The organism is Emticicia sp. 17c (assembly GCF_037153985.1).
GTDB lineage: Bacteria > Bacteroidota > Bacteroidia > Cytophagales > Spirosomataceae > Emticicia.
On sequence record NZ_JBBAYI010000003.1, the window covers coordinates 54,708 to 70,711 of the forward strand.

The 16,004-nt window shown below is 37.4% G+C and carries 17 protein-coding genes; 10 read left to right on the forward strand and 7 right to left on the reverse strand.

Annotated elements, in window-relative coordinates; genetic code table 11:
* Nucleotides 1-34: 34 nt before the first annotated feature.
* The 8 genes from WAA15_RS08085 (at nt 35) to atpH (ending at nt 5,993) form a co-directional block, all read left to right on the forward strand.
* Entirely contained in the window at nt 35-1,402 is a 1,368-nt protein-coding gene (locus WAA15_RS08085) for a methylmalonyl-CoA mutase family protein (RefSeq protein ID WP_337042218.1), read from the forward strand.
* On the forward strand, nt 1,399-2,526 hold the full coding sequence (locus tag WAA15_RS08090; protein ID WP_337042219.1) for a glycerate kinase: 1,128 nt from the start codon (nt 1,399-1,401) through the stop codon (nt 2,524-2,526). The genes WAA15_RS08085 and WAA15_RS08090 overlap by 4 nt, the downstream gene beginning before the upstream one ends.
* Before the next feature lie 29 nt (nt 2,527-2,555).
* Nucleotides 2,556-2,771, forward strand: coding sequence for an AtpZ/AtpI family protein (locus WAA15_RS08095; RefSeq protein ID WP_337042220.1), 216 nt, complete (start codon nt 2,556-2,558; stop codon nt 2,769-2,771).
* Between the two features lie 46 nt (nt 2,772-2,817).
* Nucleotides 2,818-3,186, forward strand: coding sequence for a hypothetical protein (locus tag WAA15_RS08100; protein ID WP_337042221.1), 369 nt, complete (start codon nt 2,818-2,820; stop codon nt 3,184-3,186).
* A 39-nt stretch (nt 3,187-3,225) separates the two neighbouring features.
* The gene (gene atpB / locus WAA15_RS08105; protein WP_337042222.1) at nt 3,226-4,290 is read left to right on the forward strand and encodes a F0F1 ATP synthase subunit A; all 1,065 of its coding nucleotides are present in this window, start codon (nt 3,226-3,228) and stop codon (nt 4,288-4,290) included.
* 47 nt (nt 4,291-4,337) lie between these two features.
* Complete coding sequence (atpE, locus tag WAA15_RS08110) at nt 4,338-4,607, forward strand: F0F1 ATP synthase subunit C (RefSeq protein ID WP_337042223.1); 270 nt, start codon at nt 4,338-4,340, stop codon at nt 4,605-4,607.
* Nucleotides 4,608-4,770: 163 nt separating this feature from the next.
* Nucleotides 4,771-5,265, forward strand: coding sequence for a F0F1 ATP synthase subunit B (locus WAA15_RS08115; protein WP_337042224.1), 495 nt, complete (start codon nt 4,771-4,773; stop codon nt 5,263-5,265).
* A 194-nt stretch (nt 5,266-5,459) separates the two neighbouring features.
* A complete protein-coding gene (atpH, locus tag WAA15_RS08120) occupies nt 5,460-5,993 on the forward strand; it encodes an ATP synthase F1 subunit delta (protein WP_337042225.1) in 534 nt (177 codons plus the stop codon).
* A gap of 92 nt (nt 5,994-6,085) precedes the next feature.
* Here atpH and WAA15_RS08125 read toward each other — a convergent pair whose 3' ends face one another.
* From WAA15_RS08125 to aroC, 5 genes are all read right to left on the reverse strand, one after another.
* Nucleotides 6,086-6,418, reverse strand: coding sequence for an MGMT family protein (locus tag WAA15_RS08125; protein WP_337042226.1), 333 nt, complete (start codon nt 6,416-6,418; stop codon nt 6,086-6,088).
* 37 nt (nt 6,419-6,455) lie between these two features.
* Complete coding sequence (locus WAA15_RS08130; RefSeq protein WP_337042227.1) at nt 6,456-7,028, reverse strand: DUF3109 family protein; 573 nt, start codon at nt 7,026-7,028, stop codon at nt 6,456-6,458.
* A gap of 92 nt (nt 7,029-7,120) precedes the next feature.
* Nucleotides 7,121-9,205 (reverse strand): LysM peptidoglycan-binding domain-containing protein, encoded by a 2,085-nt coding sequence (locus WAA15_RS08135; RefSeq protein ID WP_337042228.1) that lies wholly within the window; start codon nt 9,203-9,205, stop codon nt 7,121-7,123.
* A gap of 118 nt (nt 9,206-9,323) precedes the next feature.
* Complete coding sequence (locus WAA15_RS08140) at nt 9,324-9,962, reverse strand: O-methyltransferase (RefSeq protein WP_337042229.1); 639 nt, start codon at nt 9,960-9,962, stop codon at nt 9,324-9,326.
* Nucleotides 9,963-10,106: 144 nt separating this feature from the next.
* Nucleotides 10,107-11,189: a chorismate synthase gene (gene aroC / locus WAA15_RS08145; protein WP_337042230.1), complete on the reverse strand. Its 1,083-nt coding sequence runs from the start codon at nt 11,187-11,189 to the stop codon at nt 10,107-10,109.
* 275 nt (nt 11,190-11,464) lie between these two features.
* Between aroC and WAA15_RS08150 the strand changes: the two genes are divergently transcribed.
* Nucleotides 11,465-11,749: a hypothetical protein gene (locus WAA15_RS08150; RefSeq protein WP_337042231.1), complete on the forward strand. Its 285-nt coding sequence runs from the start codon at nt 11,465-11,467 to the stop codon at nt 11,747-11,749.
* 165 nt (nt 11,750-11,914) lie between these two features.
* Nucleotides 11,915-12,346: an SRPBCC family protein gene (locus WAA15_RS08155; RefSeq protein WP_337042232.1), complete on the forward strand. Its 432-nt coding sequence runs from the start codon at nt 11,915-11,917 to the stop codon at nt 12,344-12,346.
* A gap of 444 nt (nt 12,347-12,790) precedes the next feature.
* Here WAA15_RS08155 and WAA15_RS08160 read toward each other — a convergent pair whose 3' ends face one another.
* Entirely contained in the window at nt 12,791-13,363 is a 573-nt protein-coding gene (locus WAA15_RS08160; RefSeq protein WP_337042233.1) for a hypothetical protein, read from the reverse strand.
* 183 nt (nt 13,364-13,546) lie between these two features.
* Complete coding sequence (locus WAA15_RS08165; RefSeq protein ID WP_337042234.1) at nt 13,547-15,982, reverse strand: TonB-dependent receptor; 2,436 nt, start codon at nt 15,980-15,982, stop codon at nt 13,547-13,549.
* Between the last annotated feature and the right edge of the window lie 22 nt (nt 15,983-16,004).

The window sequence follows — 16,004 nt, forward strand, 5'->3', positions numbered from 1 at the left end:
TTGCTTTTTTTCCATCGAAAAATACAATTTGTCTATGAAAGAAAAATTCTTTGATGATTTTCAGGAATCTTCAAAAAAAAGCTGGGAAGCGCAGGCATTAAAAGATTTAAAAGGCAAAAATTTTGAAGAAACCCTCATCTGGAATACACCCGAAGGTATCAGGGTTCAACCTTATTATGCAGCAGAAGACCTGACCGACCTGAACCTGACTGAGATTCAGCAAGCTCAACGCAATAAAAAAAATATTCTCTGGCAGAACAGACCTACTATTGAGTATACTGACGAAAAAACTACTAATAATTTAGTTATCAATGCCTTGCAGAATGGTGCCGATGCTATTACTATCGACTTTACTACCGTAGACCTGACGCAGATTGATTTCGCCCGATTGCTTGATAAAATTAAACTGGCTGATACACCCGTATTTTTTCAGACTAAGCATGAACTTGCCCTACTGGGTGCGCTTCAAAAACACATTCATTATCAGCCGAAAGGAGGTTTAATGTATAACCCACTAGAAAACTACTTTAAAGGCGAAACAAGTATTGAAGCCCAAACTTGGGAAAGTACAAAAAATCTATTCCTTGCAACGGCTTCTTATCCATCGTTTAATGTAATACAAATATCATCGGAAGTTTTTCATAATGCTGGTGCTACTGCTGTGCAGGAACTAGCTTTTACGCTGGCTTCTGCAACTACTTATCTGGACAAACTGACGGCCTCAGGTTTACCTGTTGAACAAATAATTGCCAAAATAGAATTCTCGGTAGCCATAGGTACCAATTATTTTATGGAAATAGCCAAACTCCGTAGTTTAAGGTTTTTATGGCAAAAAATACTTGAGGCGTATCAATCCGAAAGCATCAGTTGCCAGATAAATGCCAAAACCTCATGGTTTTATGATTCAGCCCTTGACCCACACACCAATATGCTTCGGGCAACTACCGAAGCCATGGCAGCTATCATAGGTGGCTGCGATTCGCTCACGACACATGCCTATAATGCCGTGTCAGGAAATGAATATTCAGAAATGGGAGAAAGAATTGCGCGGAACATCTCAACGATTTTAAAAGAAGAAAGTTATCTGGGCAAAAGTCAGGATGTATCGGCAGGGTCTTATTTTATTGAGCATCTAACGGCCGACTTATCACACAAAGTATGGGATTTGTTTCTGGAAACAGAACAAAAAGGTGGCATAATTCAGGCTTTTGAAGAGGGGTTTGTGAAAAAAATGCTCGACAAGGCCTATCAGGAAAAAATACAACAATTACACCACGGGAAAATTATGGTTGGAGTCAATAAGTTTATTGCGGAAAAAGAGTCCCCACAAAAAATGCCAGATAAACCCGCTGAGAACCTGCATTTTTTAAACAACCATCGAATCTCAGAAATATTTGAATGAAAATACTGCTTGCTCCTGATAAATTCAGAGGGTCGCTTGATGCACGACAAGTATGTGAAGCCATGACAGCGGGCATCAGGTTGGTGTCAGAATCTATCGAAGCCATTAGTTTACCAATGGCTGACGGAGGCGAAGGAACCCTTGATTTGCTTTTGTGGTACTCCGGTGGACGAAAAATTTCTACACAGGTGTATGACCCACTTGGGCGTATTATTGAAGCAGAGTTTGGGGTGTCTTCCGACAATAAAACTGCTTTCATTGAAATGGCTACGGCGTCAGGTTTGAGTTTACTAAAACCCGAAGAACGGAATCCGCTTCTAACTAATACTTATGGTACAGGCCAACTGATAAAAGCAGCGATGGCTTTAGGGGTAGAAAACATTATTATGGGTATTGGTGGTAGTGCTACGAACGATGCTGGCACAGGCATGGCCTATGCACTTGGATGGAAGTTTCTGGATATTGGAGGGCAGGAAATAGTTCCGACAGGGGATAATTTATCGCTCATCAAAAACATCATTCCTTCTCCCCTTGCATCTCAACTTCCGCGTTTTCAGGTGGCGTGCGATGTAACCAATCCGTTATATGGAAAAAATGGGGCCGCGTATATTTATGCACCACAAAAAGGAGCATCGGAAAGAGATGTTTTACAACTCGACAAAGGTCTCAAAGATTTTAGCCAGATAACTGGCTTACCAGAAGGTAATTTTCAGACTGCTGGTTTTGGTGCAGCCGGAGGTTTGGGTTTTGGTAGTGTATTTTTCCTGAATGCTCAATTACAGGAAGGTGTAAAATTATTGATGGATTTTTGCCATTTTAAAGATAAACTAAAAGGGGTTGATTTGATTATTACAGGCGAAGGGAAAATTGACCAGCAAACCCTTCAAGGCAAACTGATTAATGGTATTACTGATGAAGCCAATAAATTGAATATTCCGGTAGCGGCTCTTTGCGGTACATTAAGTGTATCGCCGCAGGAAATGCAACAAATGGGAATTATTTATGCCGCTTCTATTCTGAATCATCCGCAAGCCTTAGCCGAAGCCTTAAATAATGCCTATGCAGGTGTGCGTGATACTACTTTTTATTTAGTAAATCTTCTCTGCCGTACATATCCGAATTAAATCGTAAATTTGTACAAAAAATTATACTTATGGATGAAAACCCAGATATGAAAAACACCAAAGCCTGGCTCAAGTATTCGCAGATTGGGCTTCAGATGATTCTGACTATTGGCTTGGGTACATGGTTTGGATATTGGCTCGACGGAAAAATGGCTAATAAAACTCCGGTCTGGACTCTCATCTGTTCTTTGACTTTCATAGGTGTATCTCTTTATAATGTTATCAGGCAATTGCCTAAACAGTAAGTTTGAGGCTTATCTATGCGTATATCAGCATTTTAAATAAGAGTAAATGGCAAAAACATTAATATTGACTGGCGTACTGATAATTGTATTTTTCTTAGCTGACTTCATTGGCTTAGGATACTTACTACACCCTCAGAAATGGGTAATCCTGAGCTTCTTTGTAGCATTCTCCTTTCTTTTTCACCGCATCATCGAATTGGCTTTTAGAGAAAAACGTAAAAACTTTGTACAGTTTTATCTCTCTACCATCGTGTTACGTCTATTTATGAGTATTATATTTATCGGTATCGAATTATACGTGGGCTTAAAGCAGCAAGAATTATTCGTCATAAACTTTTTTGTATTATATTTATTTTATACAATCTTTGAGATTTGGAATTTAAGTAGTAACTTGCGGCAAAATTCAGAAAGGTGATTATCCTGAATCGTTGATAGACCGAATATTTCAAAAACTATGTTGCGTTTACTTACAAACAAATTCTTATTAATAGCCTCATTATCAATCTTTTCACTTTCTTTTTCGTTCGCACAGGAAGGTCATGAAGGCCATCATGAAGCAAAAGAAGGAGCTGCACACGAAGAAGAAAAATTTGACATCGGTCAAATGATTATGCACCATATTGCTGATTCTCATGAATGGGAATTTGCACATGGTATAACCATTCCTTTACCAGTTATTCTTTATACAAAAGAGTATGGTGTTGAAGTATTTTCTTCAAGCAAATTCAAGGAAGGGCATGGCGTTTACAACGGTTATATTAATCTTCATGAACACATTCACAGATTAAATCCTGATGGCTCACTTGATGAAAAAATTCATGTATGGGATTTTTCTATCACCAAAAATGTTGCATCACTTTTGTTAAGTGCTATCATTCTGGTAGTGTTGTTATCAACAGTAGCCAAAAGTTTCATCTCTAATAAAGGTAAAGCCCCTAAAGGTGTGCAATCTTTTATCGAGCCTATTATCTTCTTCATCCGTGACGAAGTAGTTAAACCAAACATTGGCCCGAAATATGAAAAATACTTACCTTATTTACTTACGTTATTCTTCTTTATCCTGATAAATAATTTATTGGGCTTAATTCCGGGAGGAGCTAACGTAACAGGTAATATTGCCATTACACTTACGCTTGCAGTAATCACATTTATTATTACGCACATTAATGCCAACAAACACTACTGGTTACACTTGGTAAAACCAGAAGGCGTACCAGTATTAATGTTACCTTTAATGTGGGTTGTTGAAATTGCCGGCGTATTCATGAAGCCTATGTCATTAATGATACGACTTTTCGCGAATATTACTGCGGGTCACATCATTATCCTAAGTTTGTTAGGTTTGATTTTCATTTTCAAGAGCCTTGCTGTTGGTGGTGTAGTTACAGTGTTTACATTGTTCATGAACGCCATTGAATTACTTGTTGCGTTCTTGCAGGCCTTTATCTTTACGTTGCTGTCATCAATGTACATCGGAAGTGCTATTGAAGACCATCATGAAGCTGACCACGGTCATTGATAATTATTTTGTATTTATTGTTTCACTAATATATAAATTGTTTAATCATGTCTTTATTACAAATTCTTTTACAAGCTGCCGCTGATGGCGCTCGTGGTTTTGCAGTAATGGGAGCAGCAGTAGGTGCTGGTCTTGCAGCAATCGGTGCTGGTTTAGGTCTTGGCCGTATCGGTGGTAGTGCATTGGAAGGCGTAGCACGTCAACCAGAAGCAGCGAACAAAATCCAAACTATGATGATTATCATCGCTGCCCTTGTAGAAGCCGTAGCTCTATTTGCAGCCGTTATCTGTCTTTTGATTTCTTTCAAATTAGTGTAAGAATTAAAAGAAAAACGACTCTGATTACAATCCTGCACTACTCGCATTAGGCGTTAGTGCAGGATTCAATCTAGCACAAAGGCTCGTATGAATACTTTATAATAAGTTAGTTATTATAAACTGATACAAGTAAAATTATTAAAAATAAAATCTTTCAAATAATATGGAATTGCTAACCCCCGCCATTGGATTACTATTTTGGATGGCTCTGGTTTTTGGTATTTTAGTTTTTTTATTAAAGAAATTTGCTTGGAAACCAATCTTGACCGCCCTTAAAGAGCGTGAAGATTCTATCGAGTCGGCTTTAAGAATGGCTGAAGAAACCCGTGCAGAAATGGCAAAATTGAAATCAGATAATGATAAAATTATTGCCGAAGCACGTGCTGAACGCGACAAAATTATTCGTGAGGCAAAAAATGCTTCTGACAAAATGTTGGTTGAAGCCAAAGACAAAGCAGTTGCAGAAGGAAACAAAATTCTTGCTGATGCACGTGAGGCTATCCAACAAGAAAAAGTAGCCATGATTGCCCAAATGAAAAAAGATGTAGCTACTTTATCTATCGAAATTGCAGAAAAAGTTTTACGCAAAGAACTAGAAGATAAAAAGACGCAAGAATCGTTGGTGTCTAGCCTGATTACAGAAGCAAAGCTTAACTAATGATTTATTGATTTTATTTAATGGTAGTTCTGTTTCAGTTACTTACCGTTAAATAAAAAATATGACTTATTTGCTAATTTGTTGTTAAGCTTTTACAAAATAAGTGTTTTAAAATTTGTTTTTTTGGTACAGTCGGTTGTATTTTTGTATTATATATTATATGTTGCAACCGAGAATTTAGTTGACACATAAGAATGGCAGATTCAATAGTTGCATATAGATACGCTAAATCGTTATTTGATTTGGCTTCAGAAAAAAAAGTTATAGATAAAGTAAACGACGATATGCTGTTGTTTAAAGAAATCTGTGACGATAACAGACAGTTTGCTGTTGTAATGAACAACCCGATTGTTCGCCACGATAAAAAACTGGGAATTTTGAAAAATATTTTCGAGAACCGCGTTCACGATGTGACCTTTTCAATTTTCAACGTCTTAACCAAAAAGCATAGAGAAAATTTGATATACCCTATCGCTGATGAATTTCAGAAACTTTACAACCAACAAAAGGGTATTCAAAAAGCCACAGTAACAACTGTTTCTCCTTTAACTGATACTCAACGCAAGGAGTTTATCAGTTTGATAGCAAAAACTACTGGGAAAGATGTAATTTTAGAAGAAAAAATCAACCCGAATTTGATTGGTGGTTATGTGCTAAAAATTGATGATAATCAGGTTGATACTTCTATCAGAAAAAAATTAAACGAACTAAAACTAACATTAGCATAATTATTGCACTAATGTAAAGAAATAAAGAAATTAGTTTTCATGGCTATAAAGTTGAGAAATACCCCCGAACTTCGGGGGTTTTTTCTTTATGGTCAGAGTAGTTCGAGCGATGGGTCCCAGAAATGTGTATGGAACTCAATGATTTTATCATTTTTTACTTTTACTCCTTCTGCTTCCAGTAATTCCTGCATTACATTTCCTCCAAAATGATGTTTACCGCTCAACAAGCCATTTCGATTCACAACCCGATGCGCTGGCACGTCGGGCATAGTATGGCAGGCATTCATGGCCCAGCCAACCATACGTGCGCCAGCCTTTGAACCCAGATATTTAGCTATGGCTCCATAACTGGTTACTCTGCCAACAGGAATGAGTTTTACTACCTGATAAATATTATCGAAAAGGTTTTCCTGAGAAGATGCCATGTTAGTATTTGATTACAACCCTCAATAAAGGTGTTTCTTATTTCGCTTCTTTTTCTTTTATTTCTTTGTCAAGGGTCTCGTACCATTTTTCACCATACTGACGAATAAGCGGCTCTTTTAAAAACTGATACACAGGTACTCCCAGTTTATCGCCTAGTTCGCAGGCATCGCTACAAATTGACCAACGGTCATAATTAACTGCATGAAAATTATCATATTTGGTAATACGAATAGGGTACAAATGGCAAGAAACCGGCTTTTTCCATGAAATTTTTCCATCGAGATAGGCTTGTTCAATTCCACATTTCAGAATACCTTTATCGTCATAAATAGCATAGGCACATTCACGGTCGTCGATGGTTGGTGTTGAAAAATCACCTTCCCAGTCTTTAATATACTTCCCTTGCTCTTCAATAGCTTTAATTCCTTCAGCAGACAAATAGGGCTTTACTTTAGGATAGATTTCTTCAAGAATAGGTAATTCTGACTCTTCCAGAGGCGCGCCGAGGTCACCTTCTACACAGCAAGCACCCTTACATTTTTCCAGATTACAGACGAAAAATTTCTCTGCTACATCATCGCTGATACAAGTGTTTTCAATTAATATCATTTTTATATAAAATAAAAATATGCCATACTATTCAAAACAATGAAGAAGTATGGCATACTTAACTACGTTTATTTTAATTACACAAATTTATGTTAAATCTTTCTGATTATTAACTTTTGCCCTACTTTAACATTTTGGTCGCTCATATTGTTCCAAGCCTGAATCTGTTTCATGGCCACACTGTAACGCTTGGCAATACTGAATAACGTTTCACCTTTGGCAACAAGGTGGGTTGATACCTCGGCTGTTTTTTCATGTTTAGCAGCACTAGCCACGTTATTGTTTTTTGAAGGGTTACTTACAATTAGCTCCTGCCCTACTTTTACACGCTCGGTAGTAGAAAAACCGTTCCATGCGGCCAAATCTTTTACCGATACTTTGTATTGACGTGCAATACTATAAAGTGTTTGCCCTACATCAACGGTATGTGTATTTCCGGTTTTGGTAGCTAAAGGTACCCTTTTAGGTTCTTCGCTAGTTGTTACAGGGTTTTTAATTACTACATTAGGAGCCGTATTTTTAGGTGTGGTAGTTGTCTTTACTACTGGAGTTGAATCTTTAGTTTCATTTCCTTCAATTACCAGAATATCGTCATCTTCGCTATCGGTATTTTGAGAATCTTTGCTTTGTGTATCCTTATCCTTATTAACTGTTTCTTTTGGTCCACTTGTACTGCTATTATTATGCTTTTTTGAAGGACGCTCAATAACAACGGTCTCTGTCGGAGTAGTTAATGTTTCTTCTGGCGAAGGGGTTTTCTTTGGCTTTTCTTTGGTAGCCACTTCATTGTTATAGTTTTCTACTACTGGCAATTTCTGCTCTGGCGTTTCTTCTTTTCTAGGCTTGAAAACATCAATAGGGTCATTTTTAGGGCGTTTCTTCTGTAAGTAAACTACCTGACCTTCTTGCAGAGGAATTGATGTTCTGAGGCGGTTAAGTTTTAACAGATTTTTGAGCTTAACGGCAAACATCTGAGATATTTCCCACAAGTTATCGCCGGCTTGCACCTCATATTTCGGAATAGGTCCTTTACGAAGTTTTCTTTGCAGGTAATATACTTTTCCTTCTTCAATAATATCACGGTCGCTCATGTCATTAAACAGCAGAAAATCTTTTATTTTAAGTTTACCTGCTCTTGCTAAAGAGGCTACATCGTCGCCCGGTTTAGCCAGAATCCCCTTTTTCTCGTTAATTGTATAAAAAATAGGCTCATCTTCATTGTAAGTTTGCTTTGTAATTTTTTCAAGCACAGGGTAATCTCTATTGCTTTGAGCTGTGTTTTTTCTATCAGAATTAGATGTTTTATCTTTTGAAGCAACATAATCAGGCTGGCGACCTATCTTCGATTGTACTTCATCGAGCCTTGTTACAGGCACCAGAATAGAAACTGAATAATCGGCCGGAATAACGTTAGTCTGTAACCACGAATTGAATTTTTTCAGTTCAGTCGCATCTACTCCAACCATTGAGGCTATCTGAGAAAGTGTCTGACCTTTTCCTTTACGGTATTCAAGCAAGGCATAAGTATTTTGTTTCATTCGGTTAACCCGATACTCGAAAGCAATACGCGAAGCAATAGTTTTAATAAGATAGCGGTCTGTCTGAGCATCAAAAGTAACTTCTGAGGCACCTGACCATTCAGCAGGAATAATTTTGCTGATGCCACCCGCACCCAACATATAAGAATACAAGGTCGAAATCCAGTTTTTATAAATCTGATTATTACGTTTCAGGTAAGCAGCAGCGGCTCTGGTAGAAGCATAGATATTTTTACGTTCGTCAATATCGGCATCTACTCTTAGCCCCAGTTCCTGAGCTGTACTTGTTTTAAATTGCCAGAAACCAACGGCATTTGAGCTTGAAACAGCATCGGGATACAATGAGCTTTCAACAACGGCCAGATACTTAAAATCTTCTGGTACTCTTTCTTGTTCCAGAATACGTTCAATTACCGGAAAATACCATTGAATTCGTTGTAGTTTATCTAATACATACTTATTTTCGGGTATCAACAAGCTGGAAACTTCTTTCTGAACAAGTTTTTGAGCTTCGGCATCGAGTCTTACAGTAATGCCTGCAAAATCTATTTTTTTGGATACTTCGGGTAAGCTGGGCTGCTGAGCAAGAACGAATTGAGCGCTTACCAGAAAAAACGAGAGCAATAACGTTTTCTTCATGGAATCAGGAAATTATAATTAAAGCACAATTTATTAAAAGAGTATATATACATTCTTTAAATAAGTCATAGTTTACTGTAAACTAAAGACTGTTATTTATCAAACGAGGCACTCAAACTTATTTCTTTCTTACAACCATCAAGCCATCACGAATTGGCAGAAGAATATTTTCAACGCGTGTATCGGTATGCAATTTATCGTTGAAGGCTCTGATAGATAAAGTATCTTTATCTTTGGCAGCAGGATTACTCACTTTACCACTCCACAATACATTATCTGCAATAATATAACCGCCTGTACGTACTTTATCGAAAACCAAATCATAGTAATTGGCATAATTCAGTTTATCGGCATCGATAAAAACAATATCTATTTCTTGAGTAATGTCTGGAATAATTTCTAGCGCATTGCCGACTCTGAAATCAATTTTATGGTTTAAAGATGATTGCTGAAAGAATCCTCTTACAAAATCTTCCAGTTCTTCATTCACATCAATAGTTATGATTTTTCCGTTTTCTGCCAGCCCTTCGGCAAGACATAAAGCCGAATAACCTGTATAAGTACCAATTTCAAGAATAAGTTTTGGTTGAACCATGTGTGATAACATGGATAAAAACCGACCTTGCAAATGCCCTGAAAGCATACGAGATTGTAAGACTTTAGCATGAGTTTCACGGTTAAGTTTACTCAATAAGTCATTTTCGGGCGTAGTGTGGTCTACGCAATATTGGTCAATATCGGAGGGAATAAATTCCATCAGGAAAGCATTTTTATACAAAAATATAACAAATTTGAAAAAACCTAACAAAAAAGGGGCTTTTTTTGCCCCTTCTTCTATTTTACTGCCTTTTATAGGCTTATTATTCCTTTAATTTTATGCTAAATACTCAGTAAAGTTGCTTTATGAAAGTTTATTAGTTTTACTACGTAAGCTGAAATCTGCTAAAACCAGTGCTGCCATAGCTTCTACAATGGGCACGGCACGTGGTAAAACACATGGGTCGTGGCGGCCTTTGCCCGATACAATAACTTTTTCGCCGGTATCATCAACACTTTCTTGGTCTTGCATAATAGTAGCCACAGGTTTAAAAGCTACTCTGAAATAAATGTCTTCTCCGTTCGATATACCACCCTGAATACCTCCTGAATGATTAGTACGGGTATGAACTTTTTCGTCTTCGCCAATATAGAACTCGTCGTTATGTTGTGAACCATATAACTCTATACCATCAAAACCACTGCCGTATTCAAACCCCTTTACTGCATTAATACCAAGCATAGCTTTACCTAGTTCGGCATGAAGTTTATCAAATACAGGCTCACCCCAGCCAACCGGAACACCTTTGATAACACAAGTAATGATTCCACCGATTGAATCGCCTTTTTTACGGGTTTCATCAATAAAATCAAACATTTGCTGGGCAACAGCTTCATCCGGGCAACGCACGGCGTTATCGTCTGTTTTTGACAAATCCAGTTCCCAATATTCTTTTTCCAGTTTAATTTTTCCTACTTGTGATACATACGCCTGAATGGTAATCTGCTGTGACGACAACATAATTTTAGCCAATGCACCTGCTGCTACGCGCGCAGCTGTTTCACGGGCCGAGCTACGCCCACCGCCTCGGTAGTCGCGTATGCCATATTTGGCTGTATAGGTGTAGTCGGCATGCGATGGCCTAAACTGGTGTGCAATATGACTATAATCTTTCGAACGTTGGTCTTCATTGAAAATAACCATTGCTATGGGTGTACCCGTTGTTTTTCCCTCAAATATACCCGACAGCACCTGAAACTCATCGGCCTCTTTGCGTTGGGTGGTAATACGCGACTGCCCTGGTTTACGGCGGTCGAGTTCATGTTGAATGTATGTTTCGTCAAAATCTATTCCTGCCGGGCAACCATCTATTACTACACCGATGGCCTTGCCATGCGATTCACCAAATGTTGAAATCTTAAAAATTGTTCCGTACGTACTACTCATGAGAGAAAAACAAAAACTTAGGTTATGATTATAAACGGCTACAAAATTACGACAAAATGTTGGGCTATGAATGATATATTTTTGATTTGATAAATGGAGCAAAACCATTACGGGCAAAAGTGAAGTTCAGCAGTGCTTAAATTTGCAAACATATACGATAAATAAAAAAATAAACATAAATACACCTTAAAATAAAAAACAATTGTAAAGTTTTAAGCACCTATGTTTTTTTACTTATTCAGAATAATTTCAATTCATAAACCCCAAAACTTCTTATGAAAATCATTGCAGTATTATTTGTCAGCTTTTGTTTTTTTATTAGCTCATGTAGTTTTGACCCCGTTGAAAACTATGCCACTAAGCTCGCTAAACTCACCTGCGAAGGGCAGCACACAACAGATATGCAACGTAAACAAGCCCTGAAAGAAGAATTCAGGATACTATCTGAAGAAGTAAAAGAGAAATACAAAGGCGATAAAAACAACGCAGATGCCATCAGGCTAGGTACGCTCTATTTTGAAAAAGTAAAAGATTGTCTGGGCTTTATTCCAGTTAATTAATTACCTTACATTTCCACAGTACTTCATACAAGGTAAAAGTGCTGTGGAATTAATTCTATCTGAGGTCTAAGCAAAATATAAAATCTATTTTAATAGAATTGCCTCTACACAAACCATTCTTTAATAAGCATTGTTGATAGTATCACTTGAACTACTATTAATCAGATGCTCAATAGTTTTACCGCCCACGTACAAATCAATAGTACAGCTTACAAAGTGTGGGAGATGCTAACAAAACCGCAAATAATGACTCAATGGTTGGGCGACCCTGACATGAATTTGACGGTGCTTACTAACTGGCAGGTAAACTCTCCTGTTATTATCAGAGGGTTTCATCATACAAAGTTTGAAAACAGAGGTGTCGTGCTGGTATTTGAGAAAGAAAAAAAGCTAAGTTTTACACACCTCAGCTCTGTATCTGGCTTACCCGATGTTCCAGAAAGTTACTCAACACTCACTTTTATGCTGGCACCCGAAAAAAACAAGACAAATCTGACACTGAATATTGAGAATTTTCCGACAGAAAGTATTCGCAAACACCTCGAATTTTATTGGCGAACTACGCTCATTACAATCAAAAACAAAGCAGAAGAGTAAAGTTTTAGCTATTTGCTACTGTCAGGCGCGTAATAATTCAAATATCAGATTCAAATTTTTGATGGCTATATAAAACATTTTTCAGCTATTCTGGTTTAATGTTTAATCGAGTATTAAAAAAATATTAAATTACACTTCATCAACAAATTTAGTTTCTTTCAACCTTAAAACTGACTTACCAGCTAAAAAACTATTGACAAATGCACAAAAAAAAACCGAGCTCAAAGTGGCCGGTTTTTATCTCAATAAACTAAACTAAACTGTATAAATTTTTGATTGTTACTTACTCCCACTTGATTATTTGTTGAATAACAACTGGTTTTATAACATTTGAATATCTTTTTTTGAGTATATAGGTATTGGTTAATAAGTTATCTCATTGTACCTGAAAATGCCATTTTTGTTATATAGCAGTATTTTTACTTGATATATACTTCAAACTTATTACTCAGGGCTATTAGCTACTGATACGATGTATTCCTGATTATAAATATCAAACAGAATTATCTCCGTTTTTAATTTTTCAGGCAAAGCTGGTGCATTTGTGTAATCTAATGCAAGCGTGAGTTGCCCATTATTCAGGTTAGTGCTATTCATCTGTTGGCCAGAACGACCATTTTGCAGGTATGAAACATTGCCCATATCAGCCCATTGCGTAAACGGAAATATTACCGTATACTGGCCTAGGCTAGCAATGCCTTTATATGCTTTAAAAGTAATACATGCTTCTTCGTTTCGTAAAAATACAGAAGAGGTAACTTCATTCAGATGAATAAAAGTAAATACCTTCGTAAATGCTTGTTTATACGTGTGTGAAATTTCAGCACTATACGTTGGTATCTTATTCCTTAACGTTTTTTTTGGCCAATATGTTGCAGAATATGTAAAAAAAATGGAGAATTTTATTGTGTTCTCACACTTATAAAGCGTAAAATAGCTTATATCAGGCTTTTGTGTATACTTTTGGTTAACACCACAACCATTGGTAGAGCTATAATAATAAAATAGCTTTTTCATAAGTCTGCTTTTTCATAATGGTATGACAAAAATAGGTATGAAAGATTTTTTTTTCTTCCCCCATTTTGGGTGATTTGGATGAACGGTAAGCCTTAAAATGTTAAAATTTGTTAAAAAAAATCCTGCCACAAACGGGCAGGACTTTAAAACTAACAAACTGTATGTAAGCCTCAAATAGAGGGATTATCCGTTGGTCTGAATCCTGCGGTTTTCTTCTTCACTTCCTCCGTTTCTTCTACGTGCAGGTGCTACTGTTGATTTACCAAAACGATAATTGAATGATACCATCACAAACCTACTATCAAGACGACGGCGGAGGGTCATGTCGAGGTTCTGGTAACGCACAATCATGTTATTTCTTTGGGTCAGGAATGGGTCACTAACACTCACTTTAAAGGTGCCTTTCCGTTGCCAGAGTTGCCTTTGAACACCTAATGCAATTTGTGCCTGTGAAAGTATTTTGAATGTACCGAACAAAAACGGCGACTGATAATAGCCTGTTAGTTCAGCCGACCAGCTTTTACCAATGGTGAATGTGTTGGTAGTATTAACAAAACAGGTTGTTAATTGCTGATTAAACTCTCCGTTCAGAAATTGCCCCCAATATCTGTTATGGTAGTTTTCAAAATACCAGTTGCCATTCCACCATTTGGTATATTTTACCGGAATAGAGATATTATAACCGATGGTTTCAAGGTTATTAAGGTTACGTTGCGACTGCGCCGCTACCTTTGTAATATCATTCTGTATTAAAACTGTTGAGATAATATCTCTAGTACGGCTCCGGTAAAATGTAATGCTGTACTGTTGCTTAAAGGTGTAGGTCAGTTCTGAATTAAATGTAAACTGAGGTTGTAGCTCAGGGTTACCCTCGCGATACACATAAATATCAAGGAAAAACTTAAATGGGTTTAAATCCTGATAATTAGGTCTCTGGATACGTCGGCCTACGTTCAGGCTTAACTCGTTGTTTTTATTGATTTCCTGACGTACAAAAATCGTAGGAAACAACTGAAAATATTTGCGGCTAAAAGTTGCATTGGTTGATAACTGTTTACCATCGGCAATGGTTTGCTCGCCCCGAAGCCCTAATTGCACACCTGTTTTATTAAACTTTGTATTGAAATTCAGGTATCCGGCATTGATGTTTTCATGATAAATAAAATGATTGGTACGATTCAGGTCTATCACCTCCGAATCATCCTGTTTCAGAAAATACTGTGCATTGCCATCATTACTTACAAAGCTGCTTTTTGCACCAATTTCTAATCGGCTTAGTTTATTGAGTGGGTGTACATAATCAATCTTGAAAGTTTTAATAGCAATATCTGAGGGCAAATCGCCTCTCAGAATGTACGGTGGGGTAAGTGCTTGGCCCGGGTTATAGGTAGTTTCGGTAGTAGAGTTCTGTATAACCTGCTGATTATAACTGGCATAGTCAATATCGGCCGTTAGTTCTTTACCTGTGCTGTCAAAAGTATGTTTCAGGTTAAAGTTAAGGGTATAGTTTTTCCATTTATCATGGTTCGAATTACTGGTAACATTGCTATTAAGCAACATTCCGCTTGCATCTCTTGAATCGCTTGGTGTAGTAGCTTTTACCATAATATCATTAAATACACCGTTCAGGTTTACTCCAAGAATTGTTTTACGGCTAAGGTAATAGTCTACCCCTAATTTAAGATTCTGAGAACTAAAGTGTGGCAACTGCGTGGGGCGTTGTGTTAAAGTAGAAACAATGTTGCCATCTGAGCTAAACTTACGGTTTATGACTGACCTGTTTTCTCCGCCACGATTTACTTGTGTCAGATTCCCGAAAATATTCCATTTTTTATCGCGGTAATTCAGGTTCAGACCTGCGTTTTGTTTAAACCGTAACCCCTGCCCTACACTCAGGTTGAAACTGCCATTCATACCTAGCTTGTTATCTCGTTTCATACGGATATTGATAATACCAGCATTACCAGTGGCATCATATTTAGCCGATGGATTTGTAATAAGCTCTATTTTCTCAATCTGGCTAGCAGCCATTCCACGAAGCATATTGGCTAAATCATTGGTCGATAGATTAGTGGGTTTTCCATCTATCAGTATCAAGACACCCTGTTTACCTTTCAATGTTACGTTTCCGTCGGCATCTACGGTTACACCCGGGGCTTTTTCTAATACTTCAATTGCACTATTACCTGCGGCTGTGATACTGTTTTCGACATTAAGTACAATTTTATCAATTTCCCGTTCGATAAAAGGCTTATTCGAGCGCACAGTTACTTCACTCAATGCTTTGGTATCTGTTAGTAAATGAATATCTGAGAGTTTAATGCTTTTGTTATCGGCATTCAGCCCAAAAACCGGAGACCTGAATTTCTGGTACCCAACCTGCGAAACTCTTACGAAGTAGCGTCCTTCTGAAATATTTTCAAATCCGAAACTACCTTGTTGGTCGGTAATAGCAGCTTTAACAAATGTGGAATCTTTCTCACGGTGGAGTGTTACATTAGCAAATTCAACAAGTTTTTTGGTATCGTCAGTTACCTGCCCTTCTACCCTACCAGATGAAGTCTGGGCATAAATAGGCATAGTAATACTTACCAGACAGGCAGTAAATAGCTTTTTCATAATAATGCTTTTTCATATTTCG